At 65.8% G+C, this 16,720-nt stretch carries 10 protein-coding genes; 2 read left to right on the top strand and 8 right to left on the bottom strand.

The features are described 5' to 3' along the window. Nucleotides 1-39: 39 nt before the first annotated feature. Entirely contained in the window at nucleotides 40-2,919 is a 2,880-nt protein-coding gene (locus ASE31_RS23680; protein WP_057204307.1) for a 2-oxoglutarate dehydrogenase E1 component, read from the bottom strand. 527 nt (nucleotides 2,920-3,446) lie between these two features. Here ASE31_RS23680 and ASE31_RS23675 point away from each other — a divergent pair. Beyond that, nucleotides 3,447-4,514 carry an AI-2E family transporter gene (locus ASE31_RS23675; RefSeq protein ID WP_057204305.1) on the top strand — a complete coding sequence of 356 codons (1,068 nt, stop codon included), beginning with the start codon at nucleotides 3,447-3,449 and terminating at the stop codon, nucleotides 4,512-4,514. Nucleotides 4,515-4,638: 124 nt separating this feature from the next. On the opposite strand, the gene ASE31_RS23670 is transcribed toward ASE31_RS23675, so the two are convergent. The 7 genes from ASE31_RS23670 to hrpA all read right to left on the bottom strand — a co-directional run bounded on the left by ASE31_RS23670 (nucleotide 4,639) and on the right by hrpA (nucleotide 14,327). After that, nucleotides 4,639-5,367: a pentapeptide repeat-containing protein gene (locus ASE31_RS23670; protein ID WP_082604332.1), complete on the bottom strand. Its 729-nt coding sequence runs from the start codon at nucleotides 5,365-5,367 to the stop codon at nucleotides 4,639-4,641. A gap of 34 nt (nucleotides 5,368-5,401) precedes the next feature. Continuing rightward, the gene (locus tag ASE31_RS23665; RefSeq protein WP_057204304.1) at nucleotides 5,402-5,743 is read right to left on the bottom strand and encodes an SMR family transporter; all 342 of its coding nucleotides are present in this window, start codon (nucleotides 5,741-5,743) and stop codon (nucleotides 5,402-5,404) included. 19 nt (nucleotides 5,744-5,762) lie between these two features. After that, complete coding sequence (locus ASE31_RS23660) at nucleotides 5,763-6,329, bottom strand: TetR/AcrR family transcriptional regulator (RefSeq protein WP_057204301.1); 567 nt, start codon at nucleotides 6,327-6,329, stop codon at nucleotides 5,763-5,765. Nucleotides 6,330-6,517: 188 nt separating this feature from the next. Further along, nucleotides 6,518-7,774, bottom strand: coding sequence for a sodium:proton antiporter (locus ASE31_RS23655; RefSeq protein ID WP_057204299.1), 1,257 nt, complete (start codon nucleotides 7,772-7,774; stop codon nucleotides 6,518-6,520). Nucleotides 7,775-7,777: 3 nt separating this feature from the next. Then, nucleotides 7,778-9,112, bottom strand: coding sequence for a DUF2254 domain-containing protein (locus ASE31_RS23650; RefSeq protein WP_057204297.1), 1,335 nt, complete (start codon nucleotides 9,110-9,112; stop codon nucleotides 7,778-7,780). Next, on the bottom strand, nucleotides 9,109-9,921 hold the full coding sequence (locus ASE31_RS23645) for a haloacid dehalogenase type II (RefSeq protein WP_057204295.1): 813 nt from the start codon (nucleotides 9,919-9,921) through the stop codon (nucleotides 9,109-9,111). Before ASE31_RS23645 ends, ASE31_RS23650 begins: the two co-directional genes overlap by 4 nt. Before the next feature lie 302 nt (nucleotides 9,922-10,223). Continuing rightward, nucleotides 10,224-14,327 (bottom strand): ATP-dependent RNA helicase HrpA, encoded by a 4,104-nt coding sequence (gene hrpA / locus ASE31_RS23640; RefSeq protein ID WP_057204293.1) that lies wholly within the window; start codon nucleotides 14,325-14,327, stop codon nucleotides 10,224-10,226. Nucleotides 14,328-14,525: 198 nt separating this feature from the next. On the opposite strand from hrpA, the gene ASE31_RS23635 reads away from it, so the two are divergent. Next, complete coding sequence (locus ASE31_RS23635; protein ID WP_057204291.1) at nucleotides 14,526-16,409, top strand: serine hydrolase; 1,884 nt, start codon at nucleotides 14,526-14,528, stop codon at nucleotides 16,407-16,409. The last annotated feature ends 311 nt before the right edge of the window (nucleotides 16,410-16,720 follow it).

Here is a 16,720-nt window from a genome sequence, read left to right as displayed (position 1 = left end):
GAATGGGGTTCTGTTCTGTGTAATCGGGGGTTGCCGGCCTTACTTGGTCAGGACAAAACCCTTGAGCTTGCCAAACGCGCCGTCCACCAGTGCCTTTTGCTGTTCCTGGTGCAGGTGCGAGTAGCCCACGGCAGGCGATGCGGACGCCGCGCGGCCGGAGTACCCCAGCTTCTGGCCGTCGAGCATGTTCTCGTGGATGTAGTGCTGCACGAAGAACCAGGCACCCTGGTTCTGTGGCTCGTCCTGGCACCACACCACGTCGGTGGCGTTGGGGAAGCGCTTGAGCTCGTTGGCAAACGCCTTGTGCGGGAAGGGGTACAGCTGCTCGACGCGGATGATGGCCACGTCGTCGTCTTCGCGCTCGGTGCGCTTCTTGACCAGGTCGTAGTAGACCTTGCCCGAGCAGGCGATCACGCGCTTGACCTTGGCGGCCTTCTTCACGATGGCTTCGTTCTGCTCCGGAATCACCGTCTGGAAGCTGCCCTTGGTGAACTCGGACAGGGGCGAGGTGGCGTCCTTGTTGCGCAGCAGCGACTTGGGCGTCATGATGATCAGCGGCTTGCGCAGATCACGCACCATCTGGCGGCGCAGGATGTGGAAGATCTGGCTGGCCGTCGTAGGCTGCACCACCTGCATGTTGGCGTCGGCCGACAGCTGCATGAAGCGCTCCAGGCGGGCCGAGCTGTGCTCGGGGCCCTGGCCTTCGTAGCCGTGCGGCAGCATCAGCGTGATGCCGTTGACACGGCCCCACTTGACTTCGCCGGAGGCGATGAACTGGTCGATCACGACCTGTGCTCCGTTGGCGAAGTCGCCGAACTGGGCTTCCCAGATCACCAGGGTGTTGGGGTCGTTCGATGCGTATCCGTATTCGAAGCCCAGCACTGCCTCTTCGGACAGGATGGAGTCGATCACGACGAACGGAGCCTGGTTCTCGCTCACGTTCTGCAGCGGCACGTAGGTGCCGATGTCCCACTTCTCGCGCTTTTGGTCATGGATGACCGAGTGGCGGTGCGTGAACGTGCCGCGGCCGCAGTCTTCACCGGACAGGCGCACCGGGAAGCCGCTGGCCACCAGCGAGGCAAACGCCATGTGCTCGCCCATGCCCCAGTCCACCGGGATGTCGCCACGGCCCATGGCGGCGCGGTCGTCGTACACCTTCTTGACCAGTTGGTGCGGCGTCACGCCTTCGGGAATCGTGGTGATCCTCTCGGACAGGCGCTTCCACTCGGCCAGAGGGATGGCGGTGTCGCCCGCATCGGTCCACTTCTTGCCCAGGAACGGGCTCCAGTCCACCGCGTACTTGCTCTTAAAGTTGGTCAGCACCGGATCGACCGTGTGCTTGCCCGCGTCCATGGCGGCGCGGTAGGCCTTGGCCATGTCGTCGCCCAGCGTCTCACCCATGCCCTGGGCCGCCAGCTTGTCGGCATACAGCTTGCGCGTGCCGGGGTGCTGGCCGATCTTCTTGTACATCAGCGGCTGGGTCAGCGCGGGGGTGTCCTGCTCGTTGTGGCCCAGCTTGCGGAAGCAGATGATGTCCACGACCACGTCCTTCTGGAATTCCATGCGGAATTCAAGGGCGAGCTGGGTGGCCAGCACCACGGCTTCGGGATCGTCGCCGTTGACGTGCAGCACGGGCGACTCGATCATCTTCACGATGTCGGTGCAGTACAGCGTCGAGCGTGCGTCGCGCGGATCGGAGGTGGTGAAGCCGATCTGGTTGTTGATGATGATGTGCACCGTGCCGCCCGTGGAATAGCCACGGGTCTGCGCCAGCGCCAGGGTTTCCTGGTTAACGCCCTGGCCGGCAAAGGCCGCGTCGCCGTGCACCAGCACGGGCAGCACCTGCTTGCCCAGCGGGTCGGCGCGGCGGTCCATGCGGGCACGCACGGAGCCTTCGACCACGGGGTTCACGATTTCCAGGTGCGATGGGTTGAACGCCAGCGACAGGTGGACTGGGCCGCCAGGGGTTGTCACATCGGAGCTGAAGCCCTGGTGGTACTTCACGTCACCGGAGGGCAGGTCTTCGGGGGCGGTGTGGTCGAACTCGGCGAACAGGTCCGCAGGCATCTTGCCCATGGAGTTCACCAGCACGTTCAGGCGGCCACGGTGGGCCATGCCGATCACGATTTCCTGCACGCCCTTGGCGCCGGCGGACTGGATCAGCTCGTCCATGGCGGCGATGAAGCTTTCGCCCCCTTCGAGGGAGAAGCGCTTTTGGCCGACGTACTTGGTGTGCAGGAAGCGCTCCAGGCCTTCGGCGGCCGTCAGGCGGTCGAGGATGTGCTTTTTCTTCTCGGCGCCGAAGCTGGGCTTGCTGCGGATGGTTTCCAGCTTTTCCTGCCACCAGCGCTTCTGGTTCTGGTCGGTGGCGTACATGTACTCGGCACCGATGGAGCCGCAGTAGGTCTCGCGCAGGGCGTTGATCAGCTCGCGCAGCGGCAGGGATTCCTTGCCGAAGAAGGTGTTGCTGATGTTGAAGACGGTTTCCTGGTCCGCGTCGCTGAAGCCGTAGAACGAGGCTTCGAGTTCGGGGATCGCAGGGCGCTCGGTGCGCTTCAGGGGATCGAGGTCGGCCCAGCGCTGGCCCACGTTGCGGTAGGCGGCAATCAGCTGCTGTACGGCGGTGCGCTTGCGGCCCAGTTCCGAATCGGCACCGGTGGCGACGACGACCTTGGTGCCGCCCTGCTTTGCGCGCTCGGCGAAGGCGTTGACGACGGGAAGGTGGGGGACGTCCTTGGCATTGGAGCCATCGACGGCAGGCACGTGCTGCAGTGCGTCGAAATACTCGCGCCAGGTGTCAGGCACGCTGCCGGGGTTGGCGAGGTAGTTCTCGTACATCTCTTCGACATAGGGCGCATTGCCGCCGAAGAGGTAGGTGTTGCCTTGGTAGGCTTGATAGACGGATGTCGTATCGCTCATATTCCGCTGACCTCCGCTTCCCTGAGGGAAGCATTAGCTGGTTGAGAAACCTTCCGCGACACGGCTGGACCGGTTGGCGGATGCGACTGTGGCTGGGGAAGGGCCTTGGTACGGGCTGCATTGTGCCACTGATCTGCATCAAGCCCAAAGAACCTGTTTACGATCTCGCAGGGGATCGCGGTGGAGCGCAATCGGGATGAGTGGATGCTTCGGATGCGCAGTATGGGCTCATGCCCATGCAAGCAGCAGGGGCATTCAATCGCCCGATTTCGCCCCAACCCTTCGGGCAGCGGCCTTGGCGGGCGGTCTGCGGCGTTGCGGCGCTTGCCAATAGCCGAGCTATTGGCTGCGCACCGCGCCTAGCACCCCACCCGCCAAGGCCGCTGCGCGACCCCTGGGAGATCGCAAACAGGTTCTAAGCGCAGCCCATATGTATTCATGCACCGTGGACATGCAGGGCCGACTGGCACCTCGCGTACATTGCGGGTACACGCGATAGGGCGGGTATACGTTCTCAACAGGTTCCAATGAGCCCCAACACACTCCAAGACAAGACTTTCCTGCTGCTACTGGTGCTGGTCACCGTGGCCTTCGGCGCCATCCTCTGGCAGTTCCACGGCGCAGTGTTCTGGGGCATGGTGCTGGCCATCCTGTTCGCACCGCTGCACCGCAAGGTGCTGCGGCGCCTGCGCCCGCGCACCAACCTGGCCGCGTTGATCACGCTGGGGCTGTGCCTGGTGATCGTGATCCTGCCGGTGGCCTTCCTCACCGTCTCGCTGGTCCAGGAGGCCACGGCCATCTATGAGCGCACGCGCACGGGGCAGCTCAACTTCGGCCTGTACTTCCAGCAGGTCATCGCCGCCCTGCCCCAGTGGGCCGTGAACCTGCTGGACCGCTTCAACCTGACCTCGGTGGCGCAGCTCCAGGAGCGGCTGTCGTCCGTGGCCGTGCAGGCCAGCCAGTTCATCGCCACCCAGGCGGTCAGCATTGGCCAGAACACGCTGGAGTTTCTGGTGGGCTTCGGCATCATGCTGTACCTGCTGTTCTTTTTGCTGCGCGACGGCGCGGCGTTGGGCGCGCGCATCGGCCGCGCCATCCCGCTCGAGACCGAGCACAAGCGCCAATTGGTCACCAAGTTCACCACCGTGATCCGCGCCACCGTCAAGGGCAACATCGTGGTCGCCGCCTCGCAGGGTGCCCTGGGCGGGCTGATCTTCTGGATCCTGGGCATCCAGGGCCCCGTGCTCTGGGGCGTGCTCATGGCCTTTCTGTCGCTGCTGCCCGCCGTGGGCGCCGGCCTGATCTGGCTGCCCGTGGCCATCTACTTCCTGGCCACCGGCGCCGTGTGGCAGGGCGTTGTGCTGATCGCCTTCGGCATCGGCGTCATCGGCCTGGTGGACAACGTCCTGCGCCCCATCCTGGTCGGCAAGGACACCAAGATGCCCGATTACGTGGTGCTCATCTCCACCCTGGGCGGTCTGGGCTTGTTCGGCCTGACGGGCTTCGTCATCGGCCCGGTGATCGCGGCGCTGTTCATGGCGACCTGGGATCTGTTCTCGCCGGAGCCGGACCAGATCCAACGCGATCCGAGCTGACCGCTGCCGCGGGGAGACCCGTACGGATTTGCATTTGACCGTATGGCTAGGCGGGAAGCCGCAGGCAGTGCTGTAGCACGGCAAGGCGAACCAACGACGCTAGACGGTCAAAGGCAAATCCGTATCACATCACCCGCACCCCTAACTCGCTGACCAGCGCCGCCGCCTGGTCCTGCGAGATCACGGCGCCCTTGAAGAACTGCGCGACATTGGCGATGCGCAGCCCGCCCAGATCCACGGCCCGCAGGTCGGCGCCGTCGAAGCGGGCGTTCTTGAGGTTGGCATCGCGCAGGCTGCCGCCCTCGAACACGGCATCGCGGAAGTCGCAGGCGCCCAGGTCGGCGTCACTCATGTCCAACTGGCCAATGGTCTGCTTGCGAAACGACATGCCGCGCAGGTCCGCCCCCACCAGCAGCGAATCGTGAAACGCGAGGCCCAGCGTGTGCGCCTCGCCAAAGCCCGCCCCGGTGAGCTTGACCTCGGCAAACACGGCCGAGCCCAGCTTGCTGCGTGCCCAGCTGGTGTTGTTCAGGTCGCAGCGGTACCAGCGCGCATCGGTCAAGTCCGCCAGGTGGAAGTTGGCCAGCCCGGCGCGGCAGCCCAGCCAGCGGCTGTCGGTGAGGTTCGACTTTTCAAAAGACGCCTCGGCCAGCACGCACTCGGTGAACTGCACCCCGCGCAGCTCCAGCCGCGACAGGTCTGCCCTTTCGAAGTCGCATTGCTCGAAGTGCAGTGGGCCGGCACCGCGCTCCAACAGGGCCAACACGTCGGCCCGCGCCAGGGTCTGGCCCATGATGGGCGCGACCGCAGGCGAGGTGGCAGCGGAGGAGGAGCAGGCGAACGAAGCGGTCATGGCATCACCATAAATCAGAAAAGAAAGAGCGGGCTCAGTGGCCCACGCTCTTGGAAAAGAGGTTCACGACCAGCACCCCGGCAATGATCATGCCCAGGCCGATCACCGCCGGCAGGTCGAGTTTCTGCCCGTAGACCACCCAGCCCACGGCCGAGATCAGCACGATGCCCACGCCCGACCAGATCGCATAGGCAATGCCGACAGGCAGGGTCTTGAGCGTGAGCGACAGCAGGTAGAAAGACAGGCTGTAGGTGACCACCGTGATGGCGCTGGGCCCCAGGCGGGTGAAGCCCTCGGAGGCCTTGAGCGCCGAGGTGCCGATCACTTCGGAGACGATGGCAATGCCCAGCAACAGGTAGGCAGCGGTGAGATTCATGGGTACTCGCTTTTTGAAATCAGTTGCACAGATCGAGCAGGGTTTTCAGGATGCGGGCCTTGCGCGCTTCGTCCATCGGGTACACGTCGAGCATCTGGCTGAACCAGTAGCCGTCGGCCGCCATGCGGCAGGCCAGCAGGCGGTCGGCCACCTGCGGGTCATCGCCATCCTCAGCGAGGGCGGCCTGCATCGTGGCGCTCCACTGCTCCCGACAGTGCGGCAAGGTCAGCGCCAGCAGGCCGATGGCGCGCTGGGCCTCCACCCGGTTGCAATCTGTGCCCTCGTCGAACGCCGTGCGGACATAGGCGCGGGCATGCCGGCCCGGCCGGCCCTCCTCTTCCATGGCCAGCGCCTGGGCATAGCCCTGCTGGAATTCCTCGAACAACTGGTCGCTCAGCGCATCAAGCAATGCCTGCTTGCTGCGAAAGTGGTGCTGCAGCCCACCCTTGGTCACGCCGGCGCGGGCCGACACTGCATCGAGCGTGACCGCATGGGGCCCCTGCTCGACCAGCAGCGTACGCACCACGGCCAGCAACTGGCTGCGCACCAGTTCGGGGTGCTTCTGGCGTCGGTGGGCTTCGGTCATTAAAACAAACCATCTGGATGGAATGTTAAATGTACCCCATAGCGGAGAAGTTGGGGCCGCCCACCGTCCGCTGCGCAAGGAGGAATGCGGCCGCGTCCTCCTTGCGCCCCATCACTTCAGACGGCATCGCCTGGGCAGCATGCCGCAGTGCTGCCCGTGGCCGTGCGCGCGGGCCTGACCGGTCGTTGCTATGGCAAGCGGGTGACCGCAGGCGTTCCGACAGCCTTCTGGGTGACCCGGCCAATCGTCAAGCCCTGCACCAGAATGGAAAAGACCACCACGCAATAAGTCAGTGCCAGCACGATCTCACGCTGCGCACCACCCGGCAGGGAAAGTGCCAGCGCGACAGAAATGCCGCCGCGCAGCCCGCCCCAGGTCATGACATGGGCCGCACCTGGAGGAAGCGCGAACCACCCGCGCCCGAGGGCGACAGGCAGGCCTACGGTGAGCCACCGGGCGCAGAGGGTGATCCCAATGGCCAACATGCCGCCAAACACCAATGGTGCCGAAAAAGCGATAAGAATCACCTCAAGCCCGATCAGCACGAAGAGCACTGCATTCAGGATCTCGTCCACGAGCTCCCAGAACATGTCGATGTAGCGCCGCGTGCTATCGGACATTGCCCGCGCCCGTCCACCGTTGCCGATGATCAGGCCGCACACCACCATGGCCAGCGGCCCCGATACATGCAGGTGGCTGGCAAACGCGTACCCGCCCATGACCGCCGCCAAGGTCAGCAGCACCTCGACCTGGTACTGGTCGATGCTCTTGAGCATGCGAAAGACCACGTAGCCCAGCACCAGGCCAAAGGCAATGCCTCCCCCTGCCTCGCGCAGCAGCAACGTGCCGGCGGCTGCAAACGTTGGCGTCTCTCCGCTGGACAGCACACCCAGCAAAAGTGCAAAGACGACCACGCCGACGCCATCGTTGAACAGAGATTCCCCTGCGATGACCAGTTCAAGCTCCTTGGGTGCGCCAGCGGACTTGAGAATGCCCATGACCGCGATGGGATCGGTTGGCGAGATCAGGGCGCCAAACAGAAGGCAATACAGCAAGGGCAAAGGAAGACCGATGTGCGGCAGAGCCAGCCACATCAACCCTCCCACAACGACGGTGGACACGACCGTTCCCACCAGCGCAAGCGCCGCCACCTGCCAGCGGAATTTCTTCAAGGCGCCGAGGTCCACGTGCAGCGCGCCTGCGAACAGCAGAAACGACAGCATGCCCTGCATGAGTACGTCGGAAAAATCGATGGACCGGATGAACGACTCTTCGTACCGGCGCAGGCCATGGTCCAACCCGGCTGCGTCAAGCCCCACCATGGCCAGGGAAAGTGCCAGCGCAATCGCCATCACACCAATGGTGGTGGGAAGCCGGGTCAGGCGGTGGTTGAGGTACGCGAGGAGCGCAGTGATGACGAGGCAGATCGCGGCAATATCAAGCATGTTTTAAATCCGTATCTCCGAGTGTTCCGTTTTCACGCCGACGGCACCGAGTACACCGTAGGCCGCAGCACTTCGAAAACTGCGATAGCGGCGGTGCACGTCCTGACGATCGGATCGGTTGCCCAACTGGCGCCGCGCGTCCGCCCACACCAACTCGGCGTGGTGGGCCAGCGACTCCTTGCGATCAGTGGCAGATTCGCAGACGACCACCGCAGTCAATACGTCCAGGAGCTTGATCAGCACGGCCGCATTGGCGGCCGCGCTTTGCCGGATCATGTGAAACATCACATTCACCAGGCCGGCATATCCGATATCCGGCACCACCAACACCACGCTGTCGCCGCGCGTAGACACCCCGCTGGGCAAATGGTGCCCGGCGATATCGCACAGCGCAGCTCCCAGGCGATCCAGCACACTCATGGCGGTATTGGGGTCATTGATGCCCGGTGAAAGGGCCCTCACCGCCACCTCGACCAGTTGTCGGATCGCATACTCTGCATTGCCTCCACTGCGGGTGTTGCCCAGGGCCGTGGCATCGCGTATGGCGGCTTCGGCGCCCGGAACATGGACCGTCATCAGGGCAATCGGTGCGCCCGGAAAAACGTAGTCCCCTGGCCGCACGAGCAACCTGATGGCAGTGCCATGCTGCGAGGCCCAGTCGGCGAGTTTGGTTTCATCGAGTTGCTGCAGATAGCCCTGCCGGGCATCCACCACCGGCGTCGCCTGTGCCCAGAAGTCGCCAGGTGGAACCTGCGCTGGCGGCTCATCGGCCAGCACACCCTGCACTGCCGAGCGCACATCTTCGCTGACCAGGTTCACCACGGTGTCGACATTGATGCGGCCAGCCATGTGCGCAACAAAGTAGACGAGTGTGCCGACGCAGGCCAAGGCCAGGACAATGCCGAACGTCAATGCCAGGTGGGGCGTGAAGGGACCTTCTTCCTGGGTGCGAACACTGCGCAGAACCATCAGCGCATAGGAAAATGTGCCCAGGAATGCACCCAGCGTGATCTGAACGCCGCGGTCACGGGTGAAGTTGTGTAGCAGGCGCGGCCCCATTTGCCCCGCTGCCAGCGAAAGCGCAGCGATGGTGATGGAAAAGACGGTCCCGGCAACGCCAATGGCGGATGAGGCAATGACGCCCAGCAGCGTTCTCGCACCGGTTCCCCCGCCGTTGTAGATCCAGGTGCTGCCGATGAGCCATGCTGGCAGAAGGTCGCTCCGGTCCAGGCGCAGCAGCCCGAACGCCAGCACAATCCCGAGCACCACCAGCGCTGCGGGCAGCAGCCAGAAGGAGTCACCGAGCGCACTCAGAAATTGGCGAAAGCGCGCCTTCATGGATTGTGAGCGCCGGATGCCGCGCGGAATCCACATCGCAAAGGGTCTGAAATGGGCATAAGTACTCTCGTGAAGGTGGCAATCACGGTCCAAAGCGGCGCCAGACAGGCACGCCAGGGAACCAGGGCCTGCGCAAGCGCAGTGAATTCGTCGACCACGATGTCGCAGTCGGGATGCGCCGTTGGATCGGGAGGACCCTCAGGCCTCCATTCATCGGGGCGTCGGACAAAAGCGGTTTTGAAGCCGCAGGCGCGGGCAGCGTTCAAGTCGAAGTTGTGACAGGCCACCATCAGAATATCGGCAGGCAGCAGGTTCATCCATTCGGCCGCTTGCAGGTAGGCCTCTGGGTTGGGCTTGTATGCACCGATCATCTCGCACGAGATCACGGCATCCCAGGCGATGTCGTTGCGACGGGAGACAGTGACCAGCAAGGCGACAGGGAGCATGGAGAACGAGACCACGGGAAAGCGGGTGCGCATGCGTGCCAGTGCGTCTGGAAAATCAGGCCATGCATGCAGGCGGTGCCAGCTATCGGCGAGCTGCCCGCGCTCCTGTTCACTGAACGCCTGCAGGCCATGGTCGGCGACGACCTGCGACAGGCACGAGCGGTGCACGTCGTCCATGTTGAATTTCGGCCCCACCTGCCCCACGATGCGGTTCATGGCCCGGCGCCGGTAGTCGTTGGTGATGGAATGCCAGTCTCTTTGCAGGCGGTGCGCACCGCCTGTCCGGCGGAATGCAGCGCGAACACCGCTGTGCCAGTCCAGCACGGTTCCCCCCGTGTCGACAGCGATGGCCTTGATGTCCATGGAGTCTCCTTTTGAAAGAGTGGGCGCTTGCGCAATGGAGCGAATCAGCCTAACCCATTTTTGCCAGTCCCTGCGCAATCTGCGGCCCACCTATGCCCGCAAAGACGTGCAGCGCCCTGATCAGACTTCCAGATCCGGGCGCGCCAGGGCCGGGTGCCACGCGACGAGACAGGCCATTGTGGGCACTCCGCCCCGGCAGAAAAGACAGATTCAGCGAGCCCGCGCGTCGGCAATGGGCTCTCGGTCTGAGTGGTGGCAGCGAGACCCGGCGATGAAAACCTGCGCGCGCCTGCAAGGACAGGTCAACTGTTCACCTGCGCCCACAGCTTCTCCAGGCGCTTGACGCTCACCGGCTGCGGCGTGCGCAGCTCCTGCGCGAAGAAGCTCACGCGCAGCTCCTCCAGCAGCCAGCGCAGCTCCTGCATGCGGCTGTCCACCTGGCCCTTGCGTTCGGCTACCAGCCGCCAGTAGCGCTGCTCCTGCGGGCGGACCTCCGCCAGCTTGGCGGCGTCGCGCGCGGGGTCGGCGCGGTATTTGTCCAGGCGCAGGGTGATGGCCTTGAGGTAGCGCGCGTAGTGGGCCAGCTGCGTCCAGGGCGCGATGGCGATAAAGTTCTTGGGCATCAGGCGCGCCAGTTGCTGCTGGGCGTCCTGCGTGGCCTCGGGTGCGTTCTTGGTGTCCTTGATCTTGCGCGCTGCGGCGGCAAACTCGATGAGAATGGTGCTTGCCAGGCGCGCCACCTCGTTGGCGATCAGGGTCAGGCGGCCCCTGCCCTCTTCCAGCCGGCGCTTGAAGGCGTACTCGTCGGTGGGCAGCGGGTCGAGCAGAAAGGCACGGTCCAGCGCCACGTCGATGACCTGGCTGCGCAGCTCCTCCTGGGTGCCGCCGCCGGTGCCGTCGGCGTTGCGGCCCACCTGCATGTAGGCCACGGCCATCTTCTGCAGGTCGGGGATGTTCTTCTCGAGGTACTTGAGCGCGTCCTTGATCTGCAGCGCGAACAGGCGGCGCAGGCCGGCGCGGTGCTTGGCAGCGGCCACCTCGGGCTCGTCGAAGACCTCGATGCTCACGGCGTCGCCGCCATCGATCAGGGCCGGAAAGCCGATCAGCGTCTGCCCGGCCTTCTTGATCTCCATCAGCTCGGGCAGCTCACCAAAGGTCCAGGCGGTATAGCGCTGACCAGCAGGTGCAGCGGGCTTGGCTGTCGGCTGTGCCGGCGCCGGGGGCTGCCCTTTGCCCGATGCCGGGGCCGCAGCAGACCCGCTTTTGGCTGCAGGCGCCGGAACTTCTGGCTGCGGCGGTACGCCTGCGGCCAGCTTGAGCCCGGCCAGCGCCTGGAAGGCACCCCGCGCCTTGGCACCCCATTCGGCCTTCAAGGCCCCCAGGTTGCGGCCATGGCCGAGCTGGCGGCCGTGCTCGTCCACCACGCGGAAGTTCATGAACAGGTGCGGGCTGAGCATGTCGAGCTTGAAGTCGGCGCGCTTCACATCGAGCGAGGTCTCGTCGCGCACCTGCTTGAGCAGCACGTCGGTCAGGCTGCCCATGCCGAAGCGCTCGGGTGTGCCCAGCAGGCCGGCCAGGCGGGTCGCGTTCTCGGGCAGCGGCACGAAGCGGCTGCGCGGGCGCTGGTGCAGGCTCTTGAGCAGGGCCTGGATCTTGTCCTTGAGCATGCCGGGCACCAGCCATTCGCAGCGCTCGTCGTTCACCTGGTTGAGCACGAACAGCGGGATGGTCACGGTGATGCCGTCGCGCGCGTCGCCCGGCTCGTGCAGATAGGTGGCGGCGCAGTCCACCCCGCCCAGGCGCACCGTCTTGGGAAACGCGTTGCTGGTGATGCCCGCCGCCTCGTGGCGCATGAGCTCCTCGCGCGTGAGCTTGAGCAGCTCGGGCTGCTGGCGCGAGGCCTCGCGGTACCAGGACTCGAAGCCGTGGCCGCTGCACACGTCGGGCGGCAGCTGCTGGTCGTAGAAGGCGTAGATCAGCTCGTCGTCCACCAGCACGTCCTGGCGGCGGGACTTGTGCTCGAGCTCCGCCACCTTGGCGATCAGCTTCTGGTTGGCGGCCAGGAAGGGCAGCTTGCTCTCCCAGTTGCCGCCCACCAGCGCTTCGCGGATGAAGATCTCGCGCGCCGCATGCGGGTCGATCTTGCCGAAGTTGATGCGCCGGCCGTTGTAGACCACCAGGCCGTAGAGCGTGGCTCGCTCCAGCGCCGTGACCTCGGCCGACTTCTTTTCCCAATGCGGGTCGAGCAACTGCTTCTTGAGCAGGTGGCTACCCACCTCTTCGAGCCACTGCGGCTCGATGGCGGCAATGCCCCGCCCGAAGAGGCGTGTGGTCTCCACCAGTTCGGCCGCCACGATCCAGCGGCCGGGCTTCTTGGACAGGTGGGCGCCGGGGTGCTTGTAGAACTTGATGCCGCGCGCGCCCAGGTACCAGTCTTCCTCTTCGCCCTTGGCGCCGACGTTGCCCAGCAGGCCCGCCAGCATCGACAGGTGCAGCTGCTCGTAGCTTGCGGGCTGGCTGTTGATGGCCCACTTGTGCTCGGCCACCACGGTGAGCAACTGGGTATGGATGTCGCGCCACTCGCGCAGGCGGCGGATGCTGATGAAGTTCTGCCGCAGCAACTGCTCGTACTGGCGGTTGCTCAGCTTGTGCGTGGGCGCAGGTGCCTCGGCACTGGCCACGGCGGGCGCGGGGGCTGCAGCGGCCACCATGCGCTGCGCTACAGGCAAAAAGGCCTGCGAGGGCGCACGCTGGTTGGCCATGGCCTTTTGCGCGCGGGCCGATGGCAAGGTGGGCGCCCCGCCCCGGGCCTCGTTGATCCACTTCCACAGCTTGAGGTAGCCGCTGAACTCGCTTTTCTCGTCGTCGAACTTGGCGTGGGCCTGGTCGGCCTGCTGCTGCGCCTCCAGGGGGCGGTCGCGCACGTCCTGAACGCTCAGGGCGCTGGCGATCACCAGCACCTCGTCGAGCGCCTTGCGGTCGCGTGCCTCCAGAATCATGCGGCCCACGCGCGGGTCGAGCGGCAGGCGCGACAGCTCCACGCCCATGGGAGTGAGCTCATTGGCCTCGTCCACCGCGCCCAGCTCGCCCAGCAGCTGGTAGCCGTCGGCAATGGCGCGGCCCGAGGGCGCTTCGATGAAGGGGAACTGAACCACGTCACCGAGGTGCAGCGACTTCATGCGCAGGATCACGCCCGCCAGCGAGCTGCGCAGGATTTCCGGGTCGGTGAAGCGCGGGCGGGCGTTGAAGTCCGCCTCGTCGTACAGGCGGATGCAGATGCCGTTGGCCACCCGGCCGCAACGGCCGGCGCGCTGGTTGGCCGCCGCCTGGCTGATGGGCTCCACCAGCAACTGCTCCACCTTGCTGCGAAAGCTGTAGCGCTTGACGCGGGCCGTGCCCGCATCGATCACGTAGCGGATGCCGGGCACCGTGAGCGAGGTCTCGGCCACATTGGTGGCCAGCACCAGGCGGCGGCCGGTGTGGCCGTCGAAAATGCGGTCCTGCTCGGCCTGCGACAGGCGGGCGAACAAGGGCAGCACCTCGGCATTGCGCATCACTGGCTGGTGGGCCAGGTGCTTGCGCAGGTGGTCGGCGGCCTCGCGGATCTCGCGCTCGCCGGGCAGAAAGATCAGGATGTCACCGGCCGCATTGCCCTGCCAGAGTTCGTCCACGCCATCGGCGATGGCTTCGTTGAGGCCATAGTCGCGCGTGTCCTCGAAGGGCCGCCAGCGCTGCTCCACCGGAAAGGTGCGCCCCGATACATAGATGATGGGCGCCGGCCCCTTGGCCGACTCGAAGTGCTTGGCAAACCGGTCCGCATCGATGGTGGCCGAGGTCACCACCACCTTCAGGTCCGGCCGGCGCGGCAGGATCTGGCGGATGTAGCCCAGCAGGAAGTCAATGTTCAGGCTGCGCTCGTGCGCCTCGTCGATGATGATGGTGTCGTAGGCCTTGAGCAGCGGGTCGGTCTGCGTCTCGGCCAGCAAAATGCCGTCCGTCATGAGCTTGACCGAGGCGTCGCGCGAGAGCCGGTCCTGAAAGCGCACCTTGAAGCCCACCACGTCGCCCAGCGGCGTCTTGAGCTCTTCGGCGATGCGCTTGGCCACGCTGCTGGCCGCAATGCGGCGCGGCTGGGTGTGGCCGATCATCTGGCCCTTGTGCCCTGCCGGCGCATTGCACTTGCCCCGGCCCAGGGCCAGCGCGATCTTGGGCAGCTGCGTGGTCTTGCCCGAACCGGTTTCGCCGCAGACGATGACAACCTGGTGCTGGCGGATGGCCGCCATGATCTCCTCGCGCTTGCCCGAGACGGGCAGGGATTCGGGGAACTCGATGTGCAGCTTGGCGGGGGGCCTGGCAGGCGCGACGGGCTGGACGGGCTGGGAAAGGGGAAGCGTGGAGTCGGTCATGAAGCCCGCATTATCCGAGGCTGGGCGTTGGCCTTGTGCAACACCGGCCATGAGCGAGCGGCCAGGGGGCACGTGGCCGCGCCACCGGGTAAGCTTTTCGGTGCGCAACAACGGCCGGAGCAGGCGATTTTCAGGATGTAATCACCCCATCACCCACCGGCAATGTCGTCACGCTGCGCGCACCCCAGAATATCCCGAATGCCCCCGCAGACATCTGCTTCCAAGCCTCCCCTGGACGAACGCCACCCCACCCCATCGCGCCGCGACTGGCTGGCATGGACCGGCACGGCGGCCCTTGCCCCCTGGTTGCCCGGCTGCGGTGGCAGCGGCGCCCCCGCGCCCAACCTGGATGCCACCATGGCCTGGGGTCGCCGCCAGATCCGTCAGGCCATGCAGGCCAGCGAGACACGGGCCGCCTCGATTGCGGTGATGTACGGTGACCGCATCGTCTGGCAGGAGGCCTTCGGGGTGCTGCGCGACACCTCTGCCAACCCGGCCAGCCCGGCCGCCCCCGCCACGCCGGAAACGCGGTTCAACGTCGGCTCGGTCAGCAAGGTGGTCGCGGCGCTGGCCGTGATGGTCCTCGTGGACCGCCAGTTGGTGCAGCTCGATGCGCCGGTGGTGCGCTACCTGCCGCAGTTCAGCATGCTGTCGTCCGGCTACCGCGACATCACGGTGCGGCATTTGCTCAGCCACGCCTCGGGCCTGCCCGGCACCTACCTGCACAACATGTTCGCGTTTGCCCCGATTCCAGGGTATGCAGCCGGGGTGGAGGCCGCGCTGGCCGACATGCACCTCAAGCATGCCCCCGGGGCCATGGCGGTCTACTGCAACGATGGCTTCACCCTGATCGAGCGCATCGTGCAGGCGGTCACGGGCCAGAGCTACCCCGCGTTCGTGCAGTCTGCCATCCTCACACCGCTCAGCATGGGCCGCTCAGGCTTCACGCTGCGGCCCCTGCCCGAAGGCAGCTTCGCGCCGGGCTACATCGGCCAGGCGCGGCAAGGCCAGGAGTTCGTGATGGGCTACGCCACGAGCGGGCTGTGCACCACGCCCGGCGACATGATGCGGCTTGCCGCACTGCTGATACAGGGTGGCGAGCAGGATGGCCAGCGCGTGGTCTCGAAGGCCGGCGTGGCGGAGATGGGCCGCGACCAGAACCAGGGCATGCGCATCGACCTGGCCCCCGACTGGCACTGGGGCCTGGGCTGGGACAGCACGCAGCAGCCGGGCCTGGACGCCGCCGGCGTGCGGGCCTGGCAAAAGAGCGGCAGCACGGTGTTCTGCGCAAGCGACTTCTACGTGCTGCCCCAGGCCGGCATGGCCTTGCTGCTCACGGGCAACGCACCGGGCTTTCGCCCCGGCCCCATCGCCGAAGGCATCTTGCTGCGGGCCCTGCAGGAGACCGGCCAGCTGCAGGCCCTGCCTGCCAAGGTCAGCACCACCGTGCCTTCGGTGGCCACGTCATCCACCGCCGACGTCGATGCCGTGCTCGGCATCTATGGGCGTGCGTCCAAGCCGTTGAAGGTGGTTTCGCCCGACAGCCAGCAAGTCGATATCTCGGTGTGGTCCGCAGCGCTCAAGGACTGGGAGCCGCTGTGCGACGGCCTGCGCCTGCGCAGCGATGGCTGGTGGTGGGCGGATGCCAAGCCCGGCACGCACTACCGCTGGGAAGAGGCCGATGGCCGCCGCTACCTGCTGTCGCGCGAGCCGGCCCGCGCCGGGCACTACTGGGTCACCACGCCGATGGCACAGCAGATGCCCCGCGCAAGCGCCCCGCTGCCCGCCGCCTGGGCCGACCGCCTGGACACCACCTGGATCCAGGCCAACGAAGCGCCGGAATCGATCCTGCTGGCAGCCGGCAGCATGGCCACCGCCACCCTGAGGGAGTTGCCCGAGCTGCGCGGCTACCTGTTCTGGGATGACCGCCAGTTCTTGCTCCCCCTATCGGCAGACCGCGCGGGCATGGCGGTGCAGGTACCGCTGCACGAAGGCCGCGACCTGGTCGAACTGGTCGTACGGACGCAGGACCAGCAGGAGTGGCTGCACGCTGCGGGCTGGGTCTATCGCCAGGGCGATTGACCGGCGCGCGCCGTCACTGTTCCTTTCACGCGACAGTCAGCGTTTTTTGCAACACCCCCGGCTTGCCACACGCTGCGCGGCTCGCCACAATTGCGCCTTCTTTCCGCAACGCTTGGCCATGTCGGCCACCGCTGAAAGCCCTGGAGGTCACCGCTATGTTTGTTCCCTTGTTCGCTCCTGCCTGACCACAGTCCACCGCCCCGGCTGGACTGTGCATTCACGAGTCCAGCCACGGCAAACAAGCGCACCTTGCACCCAGTGCAGCGCTCCACAAGCCCTGGCTACCTTGCCGGGGTTTTTTGTTTGTGGAG

Source organism: Acidovorax sp. Root217 (assembly GCF_001428645.1).
GTDB lineage: Bacteria > Pseudomonadota > Gammaproteobacteria > Burkholderiales > Burkholderiaceae_C > Acidovorax.
Note: the sequence above shows the minus strand (reverse complement) of the source record. Positions and strands in the feature narration are given on the sequence as shown.

Excerpts from the sequence above, each read along its gene's own strand:
- ASE31_RS23660 (WP_057204301.1), bottom strand. The coding sequence starts at position 6,329 with ATGACCGAAGCCCACCGACGCCAGAAGCACCCCGAACTGGTGCGCAGC.
- ASE31_RS23655 (WP_057204299.1), bottom strand. The coding sequence starts at position 7,774 with ATGCTTGATATTGCCGCGATCTGCCTCGTCATCACTGCGCTCCTCGCG.
- hrpA (WP_057204293.1), bottom strand. The coding sequence starts at position 14,327 with ATGACCGACTCCACGCTTCCCCTTTCCCAGCCCGTCCAGCCCGTCGCG.
- ASE31_RS23635 (WP_057204291.1), top strand. The coding sequence starts at position 14,526 with ATGCCCCCGCAGACATCTGCTTCCAAGCCTCCCCTGGACGAACGCCAC.
- ASE31_RS23670 (WP_082604332.1), bottom strand. The coding sequence starts at position 5,367 with ATGACCGCTTCGTTCGCCTGCTCCTCCTCCGCTGCCACCTCGCCTGCG.
- ASE31_RS23665 (WP_057204304.1), bottom strand. The coding sequence starts at position 5,743 with ATGAATCTCACCGCTGCCTACCTGTTGCTGGGCATTGCCATCGTCTCC.
- ASE31_RS23645 (WP_057204295.1), bottom strand. The coding sequence starts at position 9,921 with ATGGACATCAAGGCCATCGCTGTCGACACGGGGGGAACCGTGCTGGAC.
- ASE31_RS23680 (WP_057204307.1), bottom strand. The coding sequence starts at position 2,919 with ATGAGCGATACGACATCCGTCTATCAAGCCTACCAAGGCAACACCTAC.
- ASE31_RS23675 (WP_057204305.1), top strand. The coding sequence starts at position 3,447 with ATGAGCCCCAACACACTCCAAGACAAGACTTTCCTGCTGCTACTGGTG.
- ASE31_RS23650 (WP_057204297.1), bottom strand. The coding sequence starts at position 9,112 with ATGAAGGCGCGCTTTCGCCAATTTCTGAGTGCGCTCGGTGACTCCTTC.